The organism is Flavobacterium ardleyense, assembly GCF_042686085.1.
Lineage (GTDB): Bacteria > Bacteroidota > Bacteroidia > Flavobacteriales > Flavobacteriaceae > Flavobacterium > Flavobacterium ardleyense.
The window spans coordinates 228,404-249,486 of sequence record NZ_JBHUOL010000022.1; the positions used below are offsets into that span (position 1 = coordinate 228,404).

The 21,083-nt window shown below is 32.4% G+C and carries 16 protein-coding genes and 2 tRNA genes; 13 read left to right on the forward strand and 5 right to left on the reverse strand.

All coding sequences use genetic code 11. The annotated features are described in order from the left end of the window. Positions 1–49: 49 nt before the first annotated feature. Positions 50–484: a lipocalin family protein gene (locus ACFSX9_RS14925; protein ID WP_379809108.1), complete on the reverse strand. Its 435-nt coding sequence runs from the start codon at positions 482–484 to the stop codon at positions 50–52. Positions 485–493: 9 nt separating this feature from the next. Continuing rightward, a complete protein-coding gene (gene alaS / locus ACFSX9_RS14930; RefSeq protein WP_379809110.1) occupies positions 494–3,133 on the reverse strand; it encodes an alanine--tRNA ligase in 2,640 nt (879 codons plus the stop codon). A gap of 177 nt (positions 3,134–3,310) precedes the next feature. On the opposite strand from alaS, the gene ACFSX9_RS14935 reads away from it, so the two are divergent. The 5 genes from ACFSX9_RS14935 to ACFSX9_RS14955 all read left to right on the forward strand — a co-directional run bounded on the left by ACFSX9_RS14935 (position 3,311) and on the right by ACFSX9_RS14955 (position 6,574). Beyond that, on the forward strand, positions 3,311–4,288 hold the full coding sequence (locus ACFSX9_RS14935) for a M23 family metallopeptidase (RefSeq protein ID WP_379809112.1): 978 nt from the start codon (positions 3,311–3,313) through the stop codon (positions 4,286–4,288). A gap of 70 nt (positions 4,289–4,358) precedes the next feature. Further along, on the forward strand, positions 4,359–4,691 hold the full coding sequence (locus tag ACFSX9_RS14940; RefSeq protein WP_379809114.1) for a MerR family transcriptional regulator: 333 nt from the start codon (positions 4,359–4,361) through the stop codon (positions 4,689–4,691). Between the two features lie 30 nt (positions 4,692–4,721). Next, positions 4,722–5,318, forward strand: a complete 597-nt coding sequence (locus ACFSX9_RS14945) for a LemA family protein (protein WP_379809116.1) — start codon at positions 4,722–4,724, stop codon at positions 5,316–5,318. A gap of 10 nt (positions 5,319–5,328) precedes the next feature. Further along, positions 5,329–5,766, forward strand: coding sequence for a TPM domain-containing protein (locus ACFSX9_RS14950; protein ID WP_379809118.1), 438 nt, complete (start codon positions 5,329–5,331; stop codon positions 5,764–5,766). Between the two features lies 1 nt (position 5,767). Further along, positions 5,768–6,574: a TPM domain-containing protein gene (locus ACFSX9_RS14955; protein WP_379809120.1), complete on the forward strand. Its 807-nt coding sequence runs from the start codon at positions 5,768–5,770 to the stop codon at positions 6,572–6,574. A gap of 64 nt (positions 6,575–6,638) precedes the next feature. Here ACFSX9_RS14955 and ACFSX9_RS14960 read toward each other — a convergent pair whose 3' ends face one another. Further along, positions 6,639–9,425 carry an outer membrane beta-barrel protein gene (locus ACFSX9_RS14960; protein WP_379809122.1) on the reverse strand — a complete coding sequence of 929 codons (2,787 nt, stop codon included), beginning with the start codon at positions 9,423–9,425 and terminating at the stop codon, positions 6,639–6,641. Between the two features lie 436 nt (positions 9,426–9,861). Then, a complete protein-coding gene (gene der, locus ACFSX9_RS14965; RefSeq protein ID WP_379809124.1) occupies positions 9,862–11,172 on the reverse strand; it encodes a ribosome biogenesis GTPase Der in 1,311 nt (436 codons plus the stop codon). A gap of 244 nt (positions 11,173–11,416) precedes the next feature. Here der and ACFSX9_RS14970 point away from each other — a divergent pair, with 244 nt between their 5' ends. Further along, entirely contained in the window at positions 11,417–11,911 is a 495-nt protein-coding gene (locus ACFSX9_RS14970) for a hypothetical protein (protein ID WP_379809126.1), read from the forward strand. A gap of 81 nt (positions 11,912–11,992) precedes the next feature. Here the strand turns inward: ACFSX9_RS14970 and era are convergent, their stop codons facing one another. Beyond that, entirely contained in the window at positions 11,993–12,877 is an 885-nt protein-coding gene (gene era / locus ACFSX9_RS14975; protein WP_379809128.1) for a GTPase Era, read from the reverse strand. A 115-nt stretch (positions 12,878–12,992) separates the two neighbouring features. Here era and ACFSX9_RS14980 point away from each other — a divergent pair. The 7 genes from ACFSX9_RS14980 to ACFSX9_RS15010 all read left to right on the forward strand — a co-directional run bounded on the left by ACFSX9_RS14980 (position 12,993) and on the right by ACFSX9_RS15010 (position 21,078). After that, positions 12,993–13,065: transfer RNA gene (locus ACFSX9_RS14980), tRNA-Met, on the forward strand. A 34-nt stretch (positions 13,066–13,099) separates the two neighbouring features. Continuing rightward, positions 13,100–13,172: transfer RNA gene (locus ACFSX9_RS14985), tRNA-Met, on the forward strand. A 581-nt stretch (positions 13,173–13,753) separates the two neighbouring features. Beyond that, on the forward strand, positions 13,754–16,879 hold the full coding sequence (locus ACFSX9_RS14990) for a SusC/RagA family TonB-linked outer membrane protein (RefSeq protein WP_379809130.1): 3,126 nt from the start codon (positions 13,754–13,756) through the stop codon (positions 16,877–16,879). Between the two features lie 10 nt (positions 16,880–16,889). Beyond that, positions 16,890–18,488 carry a SusD/RagB family nutrient-binding outer membrane lipoprotein gene (locus ACFSX9_RS14995; protein WP_379809132.1) on the forward strand — a complete coding sequence of 533 codons (1,599 nt, stop codon included), beginning with the start codon at positions 16,890–16,892 and terminating at the stop codon, positions 18,486–18,488. Positions 18,489–18,715: 227 nt separating this feature from the next. Next, the gene (locus tag ACFSX9_RS15000) at positions 18,716–19,168 is read left to right on the forward strand and encodes a KTSC domain-containing protein (RefSeq protein ID WP_379809134.1); all 453 of its coding nucleotides are present in this window, start codon (positions 18,716–18,718) and stop codon (positions 19,166–19,168) included. Positions 19,169–19,233: 65 nt separating this feature from the next. Further along, positions 19,234–20,379, forward strand: coding sequence for an 8-amino-7-oxononanoate synthase (locus ACFSX9_RS15005; RefSeq protein ID WP_379809136.1), 1,146 nt, complete (start codon positions 19,234–19,236; stop codon positions 20,377–20,379). Between the two features lie 33 nt (positions 20,380–20,412). Then, positions 20,413–21,078 carry a DUF4230 domain-containing protein gene (locus tag ACFSX9_RS15010; protein ID WP_379809138.1) on the forward strand — a complete coding sequence of 222 codons (666 nt, stop codon included), beginning with the start codon at positions 20,413–20,415 and terminating at the stop codon, positions 21,076–21,078. Positions 21,079–21,083: the final 5 nt, after the last annotated feature.

The window sequence follows — 21,083 nt, forward strand, 5'->3', positions numbered from 1 at the left end:
AATTTTTAAAGCAAAAACCCCGATAAATTTAAACTTATCGGGATTTTTCTTAATTTCTAGTGTAGGTATTTCTGTTTACAAATGTTCCTTCAGGATCATTTACAGTTTGTACTACAATAAGTTCTTCCGAAGTTAGACTTTCAACAGTGTAAACATATTCATAAATCATTGGATCAAAATTTGTACTTGAAACTGTCAAAATATTACCGCTTACACTCCATATTGAAGAACTAATATTAGTAGGTTCGCAATCAATTGCATAGCCATTAAACGTAATCGTACCATTATTGAAGAATTCTTGAAAATCTCTTTGTGTTGCACATTTATTGTTGTAATTCACGAAGGGACCGCCATTTTCAGTTCCACCTTTAATATACCACTTTCCTAATAAACTTTGAGGATTAATGGTAACTGAATCATCAGAAGAACTACAACTGAATAATGTAGAGGTCAATACGATCAGAAATATTGCTATTTTTTTCATAATAAAAATTTAAAATTTAATAAAATCTACCACCTTCTCCAAAGCCTCCTTAATTCCACCAACATTCTTCCCTTTTCCTGATGCGAAGAAAGGTTGGCCACCACCATTTCCATCAATAAGTTTTCCTAATTCACGAATCACATTTCCAGCATTTAATCCTTTTGAAGCCACCAATTCTTTGGAAATATAACAATGAATATTTGGTGTGTTGTCTTCAATTGAAGCTAAAAATACAAATGCATTTGGTTGTGCTGTTCCAATAGCTTGTGCTAAATCTTTAGTGGAACTCATTGATAAATCGACTTGCTTCGCTAAAAAGTGAATCCCATTTATTTCTTGAAAATCAGCAACCAAAGTGTTTTTTAAACCTTCGATTTTCTCTTTTAATAGTTGTTCTAGTTGTTTTTTCAACTTCGCATTATCGTCTTGTAAGCTAACAACTGATTTTAAAACATCTTGCGGATTTTTTAAAGTTTCCTTGATTTCAGCCAACATATTTTCATTATTCGTATAAAAATCTTTCACCGCTTTACCCGTAATTGCTTCAACACGACGAATTCCGGCAGCAACAGCTCCTTCAGAAATAATCTTGAAATGCCAAATGTCAGCAGTGTTTTTTACGTGAATTCCACCACATAATTCTTTACTCGATCCAAATTCAATCATACGAACATTGTCGCCATATTTTTCACCAAACAAAGCCATTGCACCTTTATCTAATGCTTCCTGAATCGGAATATTTCTATGTTCCACTAATTGTAATTGTGCTTCAATTCTAGCATTTACAAAAGATTCTACTTGTTTAATTTCTTCATCCGTGACTTTAGAAAAATGAGAAAAGTCGAAACGTAAATAATTTGGGTTAACCAAAGATCCTTTTTGTTCTACGTGAGTTCCTAAAATTGTTCTCAAACCTTCGTGCATCAAATGCGTAGCCGAATGATTTTTAGAAGTCGAAGTTCTTAAATCCGTATTTACTTTAGCCACAAAATTAGCTTCTACATTTTCTGGAAGTTGTTTCGCGAAATGTAAAATAAGGTTGTTTTCTTTTTTTGTGTCGATAATTTCAATCGTTTCATTTGCAGAAACTAACGTTCCTTTATCGCCAACTTGTCCACCGCCTTCTGGATAAAAAGGAGTGTTGTTTAAAACGATTTGGTATAAAACGCCGTCTTTTTTAGAATCTACTTTACGAATTCTTGTAATTTTTACATCATTTTCGGTTTGGTCATAACCAACAAATGTTTCTACATTTCCTGGAATTAATACCGACCAATCTTCCGTTGAAACAACTGATGCCGCACGAGAACGAGCTTTTTGTTCTTGCATTGCTTTTTCAAATCCAGCTTCATCTAATTCATATCCTTTTTCACGAAGAATTAAAGCCGTTAAGTCAATAGGGAATCCAAAAGTATCATACAATTCAAATGCTTTTGCACCATCAACTTGTTTTCCTTTTGTTTCAGCAATTACTTTATCAACTAATTGCAATCCTTGTTCTAAAGTTCTTAAGAAAGAAGCTTCTTCTTCACGAATAACATTGGTAACCAATTGTTGTTGTGCTTTAATCTCTGGAAAAAATTCGCCCATTTGATTCGCTAAAACTTCAACTAATTTGTTGATAAATGGTTCTTTCGTTCCTAAAAAAGTAAAACCATAACGAATAGCACGACGCAAAATCCTACGAATTACATAGCCAGCTCCTGTGTTTGATGGCAATTGACCGTCAGCAATAGCAAAAGCTACGGCACGAACGTGATCCACCACTACACGAATTGCAATATTAGTTTTGTTTTGTTCTTCTGATATGTTTTTAACCTCGTTTGAAGTGTATTTTAATCCTGTAATTTCTTCCACTTTAGCAATAAGCGGTGTGAAAACATCAGTATCGTAATTCGAAGTTACGTTTTGCATCGCCATACATAAACGCTCAAATCCCATTCCGGTATCAACGTGTTGCGCAGGTAATTTTTCTAAGGAACCATCAGCCTTACGGTTGAATTCCATAAATACATTGTTCCAAATTTCCACTACTTGCGGATGGTCTGCATTTACTAAATCTCTTCCGGAAACACTTGCTCTTTCTTCAGCCGTACGCAAATCGATATGAATTTCTGAACATGGTCCACAAGGTCCTTGATCGCCCATTTCCCAGAAATTATCTTTCTTGTTTCCTAAAATAATTCGATCTTCTGAAACATATTGCTTCCATAAATCAAACGCTTCCTGATCAAACGGCACATTTTCAGCAGGATTCCCTTCGAAAACAGAAACGTATAAACGATCTTTATCCAACTTTAAGACTTCGGTTAAAAATTCCCAAGCCCAGTCAATTGCTTCTTTTTTGAAATAATCACCAAAAGACCAATTCCCTAACATTTCAAACATCGTATGATGATAAGTATCAAAACCTACATCTTCTAAATCGTTATGTTTTCCTGAAACACGAAGACATTTTTGCGTATCGGCGATTCTCTTGCTTTTTGGCGTTCCGTTTCCTAAAAAATATTCTTTAAATTGGGCCATACCCGAATTGTTGAACATCAAGGTTGGGTCGTCTTTTAAAACAATGGGCGCAGAAGGAACAATTAAATGGTCTTTCGATTCAAAAAATTGTAAATAAGCTTTTCTAATGTCTTGTGATTTCATTATCAGTAATTTAGTTGAAAATTGAAATTTAACCAGATGTAATTTTTCGAAATCGTATTCTTTAAAAATGAATCGTGTCTTAAAAATAAAATAGTATAAGAATGAAACATTTCCTAAATTTGTTCGTATAACTACTACCAATTAAAAATTTGGCACAAAAATAGTACATTTTAATATATGTCTAAGGTAAAATATTATTACGATTCAGAAAATTTAGCTTATAAACGCGTTCTAACCAAAAAAAGGAAGAAATTTGGCTATATCGTACTCTTTTTAATGTCGTCGCTTCTTTTTGGATTCTTAATTTTTGTTTTATTAATCAACACAAGTTACTTCGAAACACCAAAAGATAAAATTCAAGCCAGAGAAATTGAAGTGTTACAATTAAACTATAAGCTTTTAAATAAGAAATTAGATTTAATGAGTGAAGTTTTAGGAGCCGTAGAAAATAGAGACAATAACATTTATCGCATTTATTTTAATACTTCGCCAATTTCTGATGAAGAACGAAAGTCAGGTTTTGGAGGTGTAAACAGATATAAGGATTTATTAGGTTTTAATAATTCTGAATTGATTGAAAACACAACGAAAAGAGTTGATATTTTGACAAAAGAATTGGTGATTCAGTCTAAATCGTTAGACGATATTGTTTTATTGGCCAAGCAGAAAGAAAAGTTGTTAGCGGCAATTCCAGCTATTCAGCCGGTTAAGAATGAAGATTTAAAACATATGGCTTCGGGTTATGGGTATCGAAGTGATCCTTTTACAAAAATTAAGAAGTTCCATTATGGAATGGATTTTACCTCAAAAACGGGAACAGCAATTTATGCAACCGGAGATGGCGTTGTTTATAAAGCAGATGCTTCGCTTTCGGGTTATGGAAATCATATTGAAATAAATCACGGTTATGGCTATAAAACATTGTATGCACATTTAAGTAAATACAATTGTAAGCCCGGCCAAAAAGTAAAACGAGGTGATTTAATTGGTTATGTCGGAAGTACGGGCCGTAGTCAAGCGCCTCATTTACATTATGAAGTTTTAAAAGATGGAGTTCACGTGAATCCTTTGAATTTTTATTACGGAAGTATTTCTGCAAAAGAATACCTAGAAATTTCTAAATTGGCGAACCAAGAAAACCAATCGTTGGATTAAAAATAGATTTTGCTCTCGAATTTAAATTTGCTCTTGTTCTTGAACTTGTAATTGCAGTTGAATATAAAATATGGATTTAGATTTAGCACCAGATAAAAGATATTACAGCATTGGCGAACTAGCTAAGGCTTTTGACGTAAATGCCTCACTAATTCGTTTTTGGCACAAAGAGTTTGATATTCTTAAACCAAAGATTAACGCTAAGGGGAATCGTATGTTTACTCCTGAGGATGTTAAGAATCTGCAATTAATTTATCACTTAGTAAAAGAAAGAGGTTTTACGCTAGATGGAGCAAAAACGCATTTAAAAGAAGGTCAGAAAAAAACACTAGATAAGTTTGATATTATCGCCAAATTAAAAACTATAAAGTCGCAATTGAATACAATTAAAAATCAACTATAAACAAATTAATAAACTTTAAAAAATCGAACTATGAAAAAATTTTTGCCTTTGATTATAATAGGAGCAGTGGTCTTAATCGGTTATTTCTATTTTAAGGGAATCAACAACACGGCTGTAAAATTGGAACAAAATGTAAAAGAATCTTGGGGTAATGTTCAAACTTCTTACCAAAGAAGAAATGACCTTATCGGAAATTTAGTTAAAACTGTTAAAGGAGCAGCTGATTTTGAAAAGTCAACATTAGAAGCAGTTGTTAATGCGCGTGCAAAAGCTACAGCAGTTACAATTGACCCTACAAATATTACTCCTGAAAAATTAGCAGAATTTAATCAAGCACAAAGTGGTGTTTCATCTGCGTTATCTAGATTATTAGTAACGGTTGAAAAATATCCTGATTTAAAAGCAAATCAAAACTTCTTAAAGTTACAAGACGAATTGGCTAGTACTGAAAATCAAATTTTAACTGCAAGAACGCGTTATAATGAAGCTATTAAACCTTATAATACTCACGTAACTCTTTTTCCTAATAACATTTTTGCTGGATGGTTTGGTTTCAAAGAAAAACCTTTCTTCGAGGCAGTTGCAGGAGCTGAAAAACCAGTTGACGTAGAATTCGATTTCAATTAATACTAAAAAAATGTCTAAAACCGAAGATTTCTTATCAGAAACCGAAGAACAAGAAATTGTTCAAGCGATTGTTGTTGCCGAAAAAAACACTTCGGGAGAAATCAGAGTACATATAGAAGAACATTCAAAAAAAGCGCCTCTTGAGAGAGCTCAAGAGGTTTTTTTTGAATTGAAGATGAACGAAACTACAGAGCGAAATGGTGTTTTGTTTTATGTATGTGTGGCTGATAAAAAATTTGCTATAATTGGCGATAAAGGAATCAATGATGTAGTACAGAATGATTTTTGGAACAGCACCAAGGAGGTAGTCATTGCTAGTTTTAAGGAAAATCAGTATAAGAAAGGACTAGTAGAAGGAGTTTTAAAAGCAGGTGAGCAATTAAAAAGCTATTTTCCTTCGCAAGATGATGATATTGATGAGTTGTCTAATGAAATTTCAAGAGGATAATATGAGAAATTCCAATACTATAATACTCAATTTTAAAAGAGAAAATTTATTTGCTGTTATCGTATTTTTTCTATTCATTAATTTCTCATTCGGACAATTTACTATTCCTAAAAAACCTAGTTTTCAAACTAGTGTTTATGATTATGAAAATATATTACAACCATCTGAAAAAAGTGAATTAGAAAGTAAGTTAATTCGTTATTCTGATTCGACTTCAACACAGATTGTAGTAATTTCGATTCAAGATTTAAAAGGTGAAGATATCGGAATTTTAACCCCAAGATGGGCACATGAATGGGGCATTGGTCAAGAAAAGGAAGATAATGGGATTTTAATATTACTTTCTAAAAATGAAAGAAAAATTTGGATTGCTCCAGGTTATGGCGTAGAAGATCGATTGACAGCAGGTATTAACGGCGAAATTGTTCGAAATATAATTACACCTGAATTTAAAGTTGGAAATTATTACGACGGATTAGATAAAGGTGCTGATGCTATTTTTGAGGTTTTAAAAGGTAAGTATAAGGGTGAGAGAAAGGACGATTCGGATGGTTTTCCGACTGTTCTAATTGTTATATTTATTATCATTTTCTTTATTATCATCTCAAGAAGAAACAAAGGTGGAAATTCAGGTGGTTCATCTGGAGGCTTTGATTTAGCTGACATGATTATTCTAAGCAGTTTAGGACGAAGTGGAGGCGGTGGTTTTGGAAGCGGTGGAAGTTTTGGTGGTGGTGGCTCAGGAGGATTTGGCGGCGGCTTCGGTGGCGGTGGATTTTCTGGAGGTGGCGCTGGCGGAAGTTGGTAAATAAAGCAATTCGCATCTAATACAAATAAAAAACTCGTTAGAAATTTCTAGCGAGTTTTCTATTTTAGTCTAATACGATTACCGAATTAGAGTTTTTGTCTTTTCCTCCAAACTTATCTAATTTAAAAGTCAATGAGAACATGGCGTATTGTTGTAATACAGTGTTTTCCGAATCGGTAATTGCAGTAGGAGTAATAGTTCTAACCGCGCTTACATTTTGATTTAAAACATCGTATACCTTTACTTTTGCAAGCAACCTATTATTATAAAAGTTGTAGCCCAAGCTCAAATTCCACAAGTAAAAATCTTTTTGAAAGCCATTAGCAATATTTGAATTATAATTGTAGCCAAAATCACTTCCTAATACTACTTTTTTAGGCCAATACGTAGTGATCTCTAGCTTGGCGTTGTGCTTAAAGTTTTTCGTATTATCAATAACATAATTAATGTAGTCATTTGTGATATAAGTGTATCTGTACGAAGGGTTTATTGTGATTAAATTATCATGAGACCAAGTTAGATTAGTTCTGGGCGTTAGTTTTAATCCTTTTGATTCAAATAATGAGGCATTTGTTAATCCTTGATTATAATCATATCCCACTTGTATTCCAAAACTATATTTAAACGTACTTTTTTCTTTTTTTAAGGATTTGTTAAAGCTAAAGCCTACATAATAATCATAAGCCTGATCAACATTTTGGTACGTAGTTGTGGCTTTGAAATCTGCGTCATAAGTAGTGTTTGAAACAATTTGATTTACATTATAATTTCCACTACCGTAGGCGTAAAAACCACTTCGAGAAGCATAATCGTAATTGTTGAAATTAAAATATATCGAATAATTTTCGTTGGGTCTTAAATCTGCATTTCCAATAATTGTATTCAAGGGATTTGATAGGTTTTCAAAAGGTAAAATCTGATTCGCAGTTGGTAGATTGACCGTATAAGAATAATAACTATAAATGGATTTTGATTTTCCTAATGTAATATTGAGGTATCCATTCATTTTAGGATACATATAGTTTTTATTTACTGTAGTTTTATTTAAGAGATAGGTAGATTCATTGTTGAAATTTATAATTTCTGTTCCCATAGAAATACTTCCTCCTATTTTGTTTTTTCTTATGCTTATTCCAACCATGGGAGTAACTGACGAGGTACTGGATACAATGTCATTTGAAAGAAAACTATTGAAGTTTGAATAGCTGATTAGGGCATTGTCAAAATCGTAAGTATTTCTTGTGTCTTTTGATTTTTTATAATTATAAGTAGTTTCGAAGTTAAACACTAATGAATCTCGCAAAGGTTCGGAATAACCAATTGTTGCAATGATATTATTATTTTTTGACTCATCCACTCGAAACTGATCTCGTACATCAGCTAAATTTCCACTTTGAAAAAATATGGTACTCGTCTTTGTATTTAAATCTGAATTATTTGTATTGTGTTCGTTTACAAAAGCAGCGCTAATGCCTCTTCCTTTTTTCTTCAAACTTTTATAGAAGTCAATGCTATTTTTGAAGGTGTTGTTTTCACTTGCCCATTTATTATTACTAGAGTTTTGATTTAAAATAGTGCCCGTTTCGTCAAATGCTTCTTCAATTCCAGAGTTAATGTTTTTTATTTCATTTTTAGTAAATTCTGGGTTTATATATAAAGTACTTGTAGAATCTAATTTTATCTCAAAATTTGCTGATAAATTATGACCATCTGTTATTGTTTTGGTATTAGATTCTGCAACCGTATTTGTATTTCCCGTTGGAAGAAGATTTATTCTATTGGTTTTGTTTTTATTAGTGGTTTCACCAGTCGTATAATAATAACTACCGTTAGGGTTGATTTTTTTATTTGCCCATTCGTCTGCATAATTTGCGCCAATCATATTTGACTTTGTAATACCGCTATTGCCACCAAATTGCATTCCATTAATACCAAAACTTCCGTCATTATTCACCCAAACTGATCTGTTTCTGCCACCTCCCATATTATCAAAAATTTCATCCATCGAAAATCCAGTCGAATTAATATTGTTTGATGAGCCTAAAACGCTGATTTTCTGAGTGTCTTTAAAGTGATTGAACAACAAACTGGATTCATAGCGATCGTCCGTTCCGTAACCTGCCGTAATTTTTCCAAATTGGCCTTTATTTTTGTCTTCTTGGATCGTTAGGTTAATAGTTTTTTCATTGGAAGTTGCTGCCTGGCCAGATAGTTCTTCTTCTTTAGTTTTTGTATCGCTTACTTGTACTTTATCGATAATGTCTGCAGGTAGATTTTGGGTCGCAATTTTCCCGTCTTTACCAAAAAAGGGCTTTCCGTTTACTAATATATTGTTGACTTCTTTGCCGTTTACGGTGATTTTTCCTTCCTCATCAATCTCAACTCCAGGGAGTTGTTTTAATAACGCTTCCACGTTTGCGTCTGGTCGCACTTTAAAGGAAGATGCATTGAATTCTAAGGTGTCTTTTTTAATACGAATTGGCGGTGCTTCTGATTTTATAATCACTTCGTTTAACGTATTAATATTCTCAGTCAATTTTACAAACTTAAAGTCTTTATCCTGTTTCAAATGGTCCAATTTCTCAGAATAATCAACGTATCCTATGTACGAGACTTTGAAATATACTGGTTTTTCGTTCTTTCGTGTCTTTAAGGTGAAATTTCCGTTTTTATCAGAAATAGTGTAATCTATTACCGCGTTATCACTAACTGATTTTAAATAAATTGTTGCCGATTCTAAAGGTAAACTTCCTTTTTGATCAATTATTTTTCCTTTTAAGTTGACGGTATTTTGACTATAATTTATTGTAAAGCACAACAAAAAAAAGGCCAATGCTATTTTTTGAAACATAGATTAGTTTGTATGTGGATATAGTAGGTATTATTTAACGAAATAAATTAATTATTCTCAAAGTTAATTATTTATTAAGGAATTATTAACAATATTTATTTAATATAACAATTTTTAACTGTTTTGTGTTTTTTTAAATATAGTGGAGATCGTCATCCTTTTCGCTTAATAAAAATAAGAGTAATCGGCATAATACTGCATCTTCACAGTTGTTAGGTTTGATCTGCGTGACTTTTATAGTGATTATTTTTTTAAATTTCCAATAGCTACTATGGCTTGTTAAACTTACAAGATCATACTGATAATCCTAATTAAAATTGAAAATTTGCAGCAAGACATAATTTATAGAAATCTAAAAATAGTTTTTTATGAATTAAAGACCTATTCGAAAAATTCAAGCATAAAAAAATCCGAAGTGTTAACTTCGGATCTTAAATTATTTCTGTCTAAAATAAATATCGATTGGAACACCACTAAAGTTGTATTGTTCTCTTAATTTATTTTCTATAAATCTTTTGTATGGATCTTTTACGTATTGAGGCAAGTTAGCAAAAAACACAAACTGAGGTGTTGGTGTTGGCAACTGCATACAATATTTAATTTTCACATATTTACCTTTCAATGCTGGTGGCGGAGTTGCTTCAATAATTGGCAACATCACATCATTAAATTTAGAAGTCGAGATGCGTTGTTTTCTATTTTCGAAGATTTCAACAGCTGTTTCTAAAGCTTTCAACAAACGTTGTTTCGTTAAAACAGAGATGAAAAGAATTGGCACATCTGTAAAAGGTTGCAATTGTTCTCTAATCTTACGTTCATAATCTCTTGTAGTCATCGTGTCTTTTTCAACCAAATCCCACTTGTTTACTAAAATTACGACACCTTTTCTATTTTTTTCAGCCAACCAAAAAATACTTTGGTCTTGCCCTTCAAATCCTCTTGTAGCGTCAATAACTAACAAACAAACATCACTGTGCTCAATTGCTCTAACCGAACGCATTACAGAGTAAAATTCTAAATCTTCTTTTACTTTTGCTTTACGTCTAATTCCGGCAGTATCTACTAAGTTGAATTCAAATCCAAAACGGTTATACGTCGTGTCAATTGCATCACGCGTAGTTCCTGGAATATCAGTTACCACGAAACGATCTTCACCAATTAAAGCATTGATAAACGAAGATTTTCCTGCGTTTGGTCTTCCTACTACACAAAAACGAGGTAATGGATTCGTATCTTCAGTTGTTTCTGGCATGTCAGGTAAAACTTCGACTAATTTGTCTAAAAGTTCACCTGTTCCACTTCCGCTCATTCCAGAAATAGTATAATATTCACCTAAACCTAAATTGTAAAATTCAACAGCGTCTTTTTCACGCATTGCATTGTCCACCTTGTTGATAACTAATAAAACAGGTTTTTTTACTTTTCTAAGCAATTTCGCCACTTCATCATCCATCGGTGTAACACCTTCTTCAACATCTACTACAAAAATAATAGCATCCGCTTCATCAATCGCTAATTCCACTTGACGACGAATTTCGCCTTCAAAGATATCATCCGAACCTTTTATATAACCTCCCGTGTCAATTACTGAAAATTCTTTCCCGTTCCACTCACTTTTCCCATAATTTCTATCACGAGTAACACCACTAACAGAGTCTACAATAGCTTCTCTTCGCTGTACTAAACGGTTAAAAAGTGTGGATTTTCCTACATTCGGCCTTCCTACAATGGCAACAATATTGTTCATAATCTTATTTTGAATTTGCAAAAGTACAATTTTTTTTGGAGCTTTTTCCTGCTATCCATTACAACTCCACAATTTTAGGTCTTTTTTTCTAAATTTATTCCAGCAGCTTCTTGGGTCGCTACTTCCATAAAAAGAAAAAATAGTCATAAAACCTGCGGGGTTTTCATTCCCATCAGGGCTAGGGAAGTAGCAATAGTTTCATATTTAGTAAAAATGTATATATTCGCTTTTTAAATCATAGTAAATGGAAATCGAAAACAGCATTGTATTACGTCCCAAATTTCATAAAGAAGTACCTAAATCTATAGCAACTATTTTAGAAAATGCTAATAGAATCAAGGCAGAAGTAAAGGAAGATTATCGTGTTAAGGTTTCTGACCATCATATTTTCTTTTTCATCACTTTAGCAAAACGAAAATATTATTCGCCTCATTTACATATTGAATTAACAGAAAATGAAGACGGATCCACAAATGTAAGAGGACTTTATGGACCTGATCAAACCGTTTGGACATTTTTTATGTTTCTGCATTTCATCATTGCTGGTGTTTTCTTAGTTTTTATGATGATGGCTTATGTTCATTGGACATTGAAAGAAGCGATGACAATGGATTTTGCAATTATGGGAGCAATGGTGGTTTTTTGGTTCGCACTTTATGCACAAGCTCGCATCAACAGAAAAAAATGCCAACCCCAAATGCATAATTTAGAAGAATTGATGAATCGCGTTTTGAAATAAAAAAACCTAACAGATTTTGAAGTCTGTCAGGTTTAATAAATGCTATTTTGTCAATCTGAATTTGTTTCAGATTTTTATTTTCTATTTCTGGTTATAGCCAAAACGTTTTAATTGGTAAGCACTGCTTCTCCAATCTTTATTTACTTTTACATAAGTAACTAAGTGAATTTGCTTGCCGAAGAATTTCTCTAAATCTTCTCTGGCCTGAATTCCTACGCGTTTTAATGCATTTCCTTTGTGGCCAATTATAATTCCTTTTTGCGTATCGCGTTCTACCATAATTACAGCACGAATTCGGATAATATTTTCATCTTCTAAGAACTCTTCCGTTTCAATTTCTACCGCGTATGGAATTTCTTTATCGTAATTTAATAAGATTTTTTCTCTAATCGTTTCGTTTACAAAAAAACGTTCTGGTTTATCCGTTAAAGCATCTTTAGGATAGAAGGGAGGCGAAGTTGGTAACAATTCTAAGATTCTGTCAAAAACAGCTTGCACATTAAAGTTCTCTAAAGCCGAAACTGGAAAAACTTCTGCATTAGGCACTTTTTCTTTCCACAAAATCATCTGCTCTTCTAGTTGTTCTTGGTTAGATTTATCAATCTTGTTCAAAATCAATAAAACTGGAATTTTAGAATGGATGATTTTATTAAAGAAAGCTTCGTCCTTTAATTCTTGCTCACCAATTTCCACCATATAAACTAAAATATCAGCATCTTCAAAAGCCGATTTTACAAAATCCATCATTGAACTTTGCAATTCATAAGCAGGTTTTATAATCCCAGGCGTGTCTGAAAACAAAACTTGAAAATCTTCACCATTAACAATTCCTAATATACGATGTCTTGTGGTTTGTGCTTTTGAAGTAATAATAGAAAGACGCTCACCTACAAACGCATTCATAAGGGTTGACTTTCCTACATTCGGATTTCCAATAATATTTACATATCCAGCTCTGTGCTCCATTTTGATAATTTTATTTTGCAAAGGTACATATTATCACGCAAATGCGATAAATAAAAATTTATTTTAAAAATAACTTGCTTTTTTAAATAGTTATAGTACCTTTGCACTCACAAATCGCGGGATAGAGCAGTAGGCAGCTCGTCGGGCTCATAACCCGAAGGTCACAGGTTCGAGTCCTGTTCCCGCTACTAGGTAGCCTTATTGAGATTACAAAACGCACATCGCGGGATAGAGCAGTAGGCAGCTCGTCGGGCTCATAACCCGAAGGTCACAGGTTCGAGTCCTGTTCCCGCTACTAAAGAAAGTCATTCCATTCGGAGTGGCTTTCTTGTTTTTAATTAAGTTTGCCATTAAATCTATTAAGTGGTCATAAATGAATAATGCAGCTGTTTTATTTGTATTTTACAATCTCTTTTTTTTTCAGAATCTCTTTTCGCGTTATTAATTGTAAAAGCATTTCTTATTATAGTTTAAAATATTTTTTTTAAGTGCTATAATATATCTCGTTTTTTTGCGTTATGTTTAATCTGTTTTCGACGCTATTTTAAAGATAAATTTTCAACAGCTTAGTCTTTGTCGACAAGTATTACTGTCGTTTTTGCTATTTCAGAATAAAGTTAAATAATTGTGTAAATATTTATTATGATAAGGGAGATGTTTTTTCTGTAAGAAAATAACATATTATTTGTAAAAATTTTTCTTGACTGCGAATTGTTAATAATACCTTCTTACGTCCTTATTTCAAAGGGAATATTTCTTTTTGTAATAGGAAATACTATAGCGTTCCTGTGATTTTTTTTAATGTTTTTTTTAAAATAATTAGGTTATTTAATATATAATTAAGATTTTTGAACTAATTAATTCAATTATATAATTATGAGTTCAAAATTTAACAAATTGCTAGCGTTAGTGTTAGTGCTGTTGAGCCAGTTTATTATGGCTCAGGGAAAAACTGTTTCAGGAACAGTTTCAGATCAATTTGGAATGCCATTACCTGGGGCTTCTGTACAAGATAAAGGTACAAAAAAGGGAGCTTTAACTGACTTTGATGGTAAGTTTACTATTGATGCGAAGCAAGGCGCTACTCTTGTCTTTAGTTATGTTGGTATGAAAACACAAGAAATTGTTGTTTCTGCTAGTACTATTGATGTTTCTTTACAAGATGACGTAACTACGCTTTCTGATGTAGTTGTTACAGCTTTAGGTATTAAGAGAGAGAAGAAAGCTATTGGTTACTCGGCTCAAGAAATTAGCGGTTCTACACTATCAGAAGGTGGTGGATCAAACGCTTTGTCTTCATTGTCTGGTAATGTGTCAGGGCTTCAAATTACTGCTCCTTCTTCAATGGGAGGTTCTACTCGTATCTTAATGCGTGGTATTGGTTCTGTTACTGGAGAAAACAGACCTCTTATTGTTATTGATGGTATTCCTTTAGATAATGGGAATTACAACAATTTAAATACTCAAACTGGAAGAGGTGGTAGAGATTATGGTGATGCTTCTGCGGATATTAATCCTGATGATATCGAATCTGTTACTGTTTTAAAAGGTGGACCTGCTGCTGCTTTGTATGGAAGTAGAGCTGGAAACGGTGCTATCCTTTATACTACAAAATCTGGTAAAAAAGGAGGAAGTAGATCTGAGTTTACTTTTAGTTCTGGTGTTACTTTAGAATCAGTTAACATTATGCCTGATTTACAAAATGAGTATGGAGGAGGTTCTACAACTTCTTTTGCTACTCAAAATATTGGTGGTCAAATTTATAATATTGCTGCCTATGGAGCAGACGAAAGCTGGGGTCCAAAATATGATTCTAATTTGAAATATTTACCTTGGAATGCTTTTGATTTAGAATTTCCTAATGATTACTTAGTAGAGAAGCCATGGGTTGCTTCTGCTAATGATGTTAGATCGTTTTTTAGAACTGGTCTTACTACAAATAATTCTATCTCAGTTTTAAAATCTACTGATGATGCAGGTATTCGTTTTTCATATTCGAATCAGCAAACTGAAGGAATTGTTCCTAATTCAAACTTGCAAAAGAATTCAATTTCTCTTAACGCTAACGCTAAAATTAGTGATAAATTAAAAGTTGATGGTATGTTAAGCTATGTTCAAACAAAAGGTTTTAATAGACCAGAAGTTGGATATGGAGATAATAGTTTAGCACAAAAGTTTTACCAATTTGGTCAGAGACAGTTGGATTTCAATGTGATGAAAGATTATAAATTAGCTAATGGTTCACAACGTTCTTGGAACAGAACTGCATACAATAATGCAAGACCTAAGTTTTCTGATAACCCGTATTGGATTATTAATGAAAATACCTCAACTGATTTAAGAAATCGTTTATATGGTAATCTTAGTTTAACATATAATATTACTCCAGACGTTTACGTTGTAGGTAACGCATATGGAGATACTTATTCTTTAAATATTTCAGAAAGAGTAGCAATCGGTTCGCAAGCGACACCTAGCTATTCTACAGTAACAAGAACTTTAACTGATTTTAACTATGAAGGTCGTCTTCATTTAGATAAAAAATTCGGTAAAATTAGTTTAAATTCATTTGTAGGAGCTAATAAAAGAAGCTACAAATACGGTTTTGTTAATGGACAAACAGTAGGAGGTTTAGTATTGCCTAATCAGTATAACTTATCAAATAGTGTTACGCAAGCAAGATCTACTAATTACGATGAACAGCTTTTGACTAACAGTATCTATGGATTCGCATCTGTTGGGTATGATGGTTTAGTGTTTATAGAAGGAACCAATAGAAAAGATTGGTTTAGTACTGTTGTTAAGCCAGTAAGCTATTCTTCTGTAACTGGAAGTTTTATCTTTTCTCAATTACTTGAGTCTTCATGGTTAAATTATGGTAAAATTAGAGGAGGTTGGGCTCAAGCAGGTAGTGCTACCACTCCATACAGACTTGAAAATGTCGCTGTTGTTGAAGCTCCTTTCGGAGGTGCTCCAAGTTATAGCAACCCTAATACATCAAATAATAAAAATTTAGTACCTGAGTTAAAAACAACTTCAGAGATTGGATTAGAAATGAGTTTGTTTGATAAACGTTTTGGATTTGATGTTTCTGTATACAAATCTATAACTGATGACTTAATTACTCCTGTGCAGGTTGACGGAGCTACTGGTTTTAGTAATGCTCTTCTAAATGCAGGTCAGTTAGAAAACAAGGGTATTGAAGTAACTTTAAATGTTAACCCTATTAGAACTAAAGATTTTAATTGGGATGTTACATGGAACTTTTCGAAAAATAAAAACGAATTGTTGAAATTATATGAAGATGTACAATCTTTAACTATTCAAACTGCACCATTCCAAGCTTCTCTTATAGCTGTTGTTGGTCAGCCATACGGTCAAATATATGGTACTGATTTTACTTATGATGCTAATGGAAATAAATTGATCGATGCTGATGGTTATTATATTGCATCTGGACAAAAATCTCTTGGAACAATTACTCCAGACTACAACATGGGTATTAGAAATACATTCCGTTACAAAAACTTAAGTTTATCTGCTTTAGTAGATATTCAAAAAGGTGGAAATTATTTTTCTACAACACATATGTTTGGTATGTATTCTGGAATGTTAGAAGAAAGTGCTGCAAACGGTATTCGTGAAACGGGTGTTGTTAATGAAGGTGTATTTGTTAATGGAACTGCAAACAACGTTAGTCTTTCTGGAAAAGAATATTCTCAACAGTTTTATGCTGGAGTTGATAAGTTAAATGTATTTGATTCTGATTATTTTAAATTAAGAGAAGTTACGCTTTCATATACTTTCCCTTCTAAATATACTGGTGTATTTTCAGGAATTAAATTATCTGCGTATGGTAGAAATCTTTTAACTTGGGGATTAGATTGGAACGGAATGGATCCTGAAACTGCTTCTTACGGAAGTGGTAACACACAAGGTCTTGAAGGAGGTTCTTTACCTTCTACTAGAACATACGGAATGAATTTAGAATTAAAATTTTAAAAATTAAAAGATGAAAAAGATATTTAAACCACTAGTAGCAGTATTAAGTCTAGGGCTTACATTACTTGCTGTTAGTTGTACAGATGGGTTCGAAGATGCGAACATAAATGGTAATGCACCAGGTATGACAGATATTTCTTCAAATGGATTGTTTAATAATGCCAATAAGGCCTTAATCAATGCAAGTAGAGGTGACTTCTCTTCTGGTAGAATAGCTTTGCCATGGGTTCAGTACTCTGCGCAAAGAAACTATACGGAAGAAGACCGCTTTCAATATAGAGTTGGTACTGGAAATAGCTTTTATTTAGATCATTATTTAATTGCTCAAGATTATAGAACTATTCTTGACTTAAATACAAATCCTGCAACTGTTGGTCAAACTTCTGCTTACGGTAACACTCAAAATCAAATCGCAGCTGCAAGAATTATGTTAGCTTACACTTTTTGCGAGTTAACTGATACTTTTGGTGATATTCCATACTATTCTTATGGAAATAGTGATCCAGATTTTCAGGCTTTGGCTTTGGATGGTAAAATCTTAAAACCTAAGTTTGCTACTCAAGAAAAAATCTATACAGATTTGATGAAAGAACTTAAAGAAGCGTCAGCAATGATCGTTTTAGGACAGCCTGTGTTTATTAAAGGAGATTTGCTTTTTGGTAATAACGCTGCGAAAATGCAAATATTTGCTAATTCATTGCGTCTACGTATTGCAAATAGAGTGAAATCGGTTATTCCAGCTGCTGCGGTTCATATAACAGAAGCTATTGCTGCTGGTGTTATGACTTCTAATGCTGATAATGTTGGATTGAAATTTGAAAATACAGATGTTTATCCAAGTCCAATGTATGTTTCTCACTTCGTTCGTAATCGTGATGATTTTGGAGTTAGTAATACATTTGTTGATTTGTTAAAAGGTACAAGAGGTAATTTCCCTGTTGATCCACGTTTACAAAAATATGCAGCACCTATTTCAGCTGATTTACTTGATATTCGTGACAAAACTTATGTTGAAACAGCAGACTTATCTCAATACATTGGAATGCCTTATGGTATAACGACATCTGATGCTGAGTCGCAAAGACCAAACACTTCTTTTTTTAGTTATAATATTTTAAAGAAAGATTATACGGAAATTCTAATGGAATATTCTGAAGTAGAGTTTTTACTTTCTGAGAACGCTGGATGGAATGACGTTAATTATAAAGCAGGTGTTAGAGCTTCGATGGAAAAATGGGGTGTAGACAATGCTGCTATTACAGCTTACATTGCAGCACTTCCAGCTGCTTCACAAGCAAATGTTATGAATCAAAAGTACATTGCATTGTTTATGCAACCATATGAAGCTTGGGCAGAATATAGAAGAACTGGTTTTCCAGATACTTTATTAAAACCAAACCAAACTTATACTACAAATAATCTATTTCCTACACCTAATGGTACATTTATTTATACGTTTGAAGCATTAAATGGTTTAATAGACTTACCAACGCGTCTTCAGTATCCTACAAATTCAGCTCAATTGAACGGTGTGAATTATGCAGCTGCTGTTACAAGTATGGGAGGTCCTGATAATTTAACAACTAAACTTATTTGGGATAATAATTAATATTATGTTCTTTATATTTTAAGTTACAAACTAAACCGTTTCATTTTTTGAAACGGTTTTTTTATTAAAAAGGCAGTATGATTTTATTTTAAATTTTTACATAGTTTTATTTTATAATATTTATCCAATTATTTTTTTACCTTTGCAAACAAGTTGGAAATGTTTAATATTTTCAACTAGATAGGTAGCCCTCTAAAGAATAAGAGGGTTTTTTTATAAAAAGACATATGAATCCAAAGAAAATTGCCGAGTACAGAAAGTTACTTGAGGTTACAAAAACAGCTACTCTTAAAGAGTTAAAAACAATTTACAGAAATAGTATGAAGGAAGATCATCCAGATACTATAACTGATCCTGTTGAGCGTTTAGCTGCAGAAGAAAGAAGTAAACTGATCATTGAAGCTTACCATTTCTTAGTTAGCGTTGCGCCAGAAACGCAAGAAAAAAATAAAGAAGTTTACGCTAAAACGACTACAACAATAAACATCCAAGATTTCCATATGGAAAATGGTGTGTTGTATATTACTTTTTTAGACGGTAGTAATTATGAATACTTCAGTGTTCCTAAAGTTACTTATATCAAAATGGTAAATGCAGAATCTCCAAGTCGTTTTGCAAGAAGACACATTTATAATGAATTTTTATACCGTAGCGCTTCGAAATTAGTAGCTGCTGAATAAGAATTAACATTTAATTATATAAGAAACGCTCTACTTTTGTAGGGCGTTTTTTATTTTTATAACTTTTGGACAAATTAACTTTTAAAATATACAATAGTATTGAAGATCTACCTTTACTTTGGGACACAGTTGCTCAAAGTAATGTATTTCTTCAAACTTCTTATTTGTCTGTTTTAGAATGTTCGGCTCCTATAAATATGGAGTGCTTTTATATCGGAATTTTTGAAGAAAAGGATTTAATAGGAGTTTCATTAGCACAGTATTTAGATTTAAATAAACTCGAATCTTTTGGCGAAAGAGATAAGTCATTAAAAGTAGCCTTCCGAAATTTCATTTTTAAAAAGTTTGCGTCCCACACTTTATTTCTTGGGAATAATATGATTACTGGGCAAAATGGTTACGCTTTTTCAAAAGAAATAGATTTTGAATGGATCAGCAAAGTGCTATTACAAAGTGCAGAAGAAATCACCACATATTTCAAGAAAAAAGGAATTACTATTCACTTGGTATCTTTTAAAGATTTTTACGAAGACTGTGCGGTTGAATTAAGAAAATTCCGATTGAGTGAGACTTACGAATTTAATACGCAACCGAATATGATTTTCTACTTAGATCCCAATTGGAAATCAATGACTAATTACGTTGAGGCCTTATCTAAGAAATATCGCGATCAATATAAACGTGCGATAAAGAAATTCAATGGAATTAAGGTCAAAAACCTTTCTTATGAAGAAGTAATTAAGTACGAACATATAATTTATGATTTGTATCATTATGTGGCTAAGAACGCTCCATTTAATACTTTTTTCCTGGCTGAAAATCATTTTTCAGTGCTGAAAGGACAATGTGGTAATCGTTTTCAAATTTTTGGTTATTTCTTGAATGATCAATTAGTGGGTTTTCACACCTTGTTGTTGAATGATGACGTTTTAGAAACCTATTTTTTAGGATATGAGGAAACCGTTCAAAAAGAGAATATGTTGTATTTGAATATGCTTTATAATATGACTTCGTATGGAATAGAAAATGGTTTTCAACGAATTATTTTCGGAAGAACCGCTTTAGAAATTAAAAGTTCAATAGGAGCAACTCCCGTGAATATGTCGGGATTTATTTATCACAATAATAAGTGGATTAATAAATACATAGGTAAAATCTTCAAGCAGTTGGAACCTGAGTTAAATTGGCAACAACGCCACCCGTTTAAATAAAATTCTTATTATCTTCGTATCAAATAAATTACAATGAAAAACTATAAATCTAATAATCTTGGCTTTTTTGGTAAATTATCAGAAATCAGAAAATGGATTTTAGTACTTTTTATGGCTTTTATCTTTTTTTGGATTTTTAATTACTTTACAAAAAGCAAAGACTCTTCTACGATTGAATATGATACCAATCTCATTCAAACCCAGATAAAAAATGTAGGAAAGTTAGTTGTAACTGAAGGACATTTTGCAGAAGTCATTACTTATAAAGACAAAAAAGAAACGTATATTCCGGGATTGTCCTTTGACAAAAAAGCTTTGGTTGTGGTGAATGCTGATGTAACGGTTAGTTTTGACTTAAGTTTGGTTACATACGATATCGATGCAAAAAACAAAATTGTAACTATAACAAATATTCCAAAAGAGGAAATAAAAATTAGTCCTGACCTTAAATATTACAATACAGAATCTTCTACTTTCAATGAATTTAAAGGAGAGGATTATAATAAAATCAATAAAATAGTTAAAGAGAATTTAGCGAAAAAGATAGAAAAATCCTCATTAAAATCTAATGCTCAAAATAGATTATTAAGTGAGTTATCAAAAATATTAATTTTAACAAACAGTATGGGCTGGACTTTATCTTATAAAGGAAACGTAATTAAAAGCGACACTGATTTTCAGATTAACTTATCGAATTAAAAAAC

What these genes read in the sequence shown, in the direction of transcription:
- der (WP_379809124.1), bottom strand. Translation starts at nt 11,172, where the DNA reads ATGAACAATATTGTTGCCATTGTAGGAAGGCCGAATGTAGGAAAATCC.
- ACFSX9_RS15010 (WP_379809138.1), top strand. Translation starts at nt 20,413, where the DNA reads ATGAAAAACTATAAATCTAATAATCTTGGCTTTTTTGGTAAATTATCA.
- ACFSX9_RS14950 (WP_379809118.1), top strand. Translation starts at nt 5,329, where the DNA reads ATGTCTAAAACCGAAGATTTCTTATCAGAAACCGAAGAACAAGAAATT.
- ACFSX9_RS14960 (WP_379809122.1), bottom strand. Translation starts at nt 9,425, where the DNA reads ATGTTTCAAAAAATAGCATTGGCCTTTTTTTTGTTGTGCTTTACAATA.
- ACFSX9_RS14995 (WP_379809132.1), top strand. Translation starts at nt 16,890, where the DNA reads ATGAAAAAGATATTTAAACCACTAGTAGCAGTATTAAGTCTAGGGCTT.
- ACFSX9_RS14935 (WP_379809112.1), top strand. Translation starts at nt 3,311, where the DNA reads ATGTCTAAGGTAAAATATTATTACGATTCAGAAAATTTAGCTTATAAA.
- ACFSX9_RS14970 (WP_379809126.1), top strand. Translation starts at nt 11,417, where the DNA reads ATGGAAATCGAAAACAGCATTGTATTACGTCCCAAATTTCATAAAGAA.
- ACFSX9_RS15000 (WP_379809134.1), top strand. Translation starts at nt 18,716, where the DNA reads ATGAATCCAAAGAAAATTGCCGAGTACAGAAAGTTACTTGAGGTTACA.
- ACFSX9_RS14945 (WP_379809116.1), top strand. Translation starts at nt 4,722, where the DNA reads ATGAAAAAATTTTTGCCTTTGATTATAATAGGAGCAGTGGTCTTAATC.
- alaS (WP_379809110.1), bottom strand. Translation starts at nt 3,133, where the DNA reads ATGAAATCACAAGACATTAGAAAAGCTTATTTACAATTTTTTGAATCG.
- era (WP_379809128.1), bottom strand. Translation starts at nt 12,877, where the DNA reads ATGGAGCACAGAGCTGGATATGTAAATATTATTGGAAATCCGAATGTA.
- ACFSX9_RS14940 (WP_379809114.1), top strand. Translation starts at nt 4,359, where the DNA reads ATGGATTTAGATTTAGCACCAGATAAAAGATATTACAGCATTGGCGAA.
- ACFSX9_RS14990 (WP_379809130.1), top strand. Translation starts at nt 13,754, where the DNA reads ATGAGTTCAAAATTTAACAAATTGCTAGCGTTAGTGTTAGTGCTGTTG.
- ACFSX9_RS14925 (WP_379809108.1), bottom strand. Translation starts at nt 484, where the DNA reads ATGAAAAAAATAGCAATATTTCTGATCGTATTGACCTCTACATTATTC.
- ACFSX9_RS14955 (WP_379809120.1), top strand. Translation starts at nt 5,768, where the DNA reads ATGAGAAATTCCAATACTATAATACTCAATTTTAAAAGAGAAAATTTA.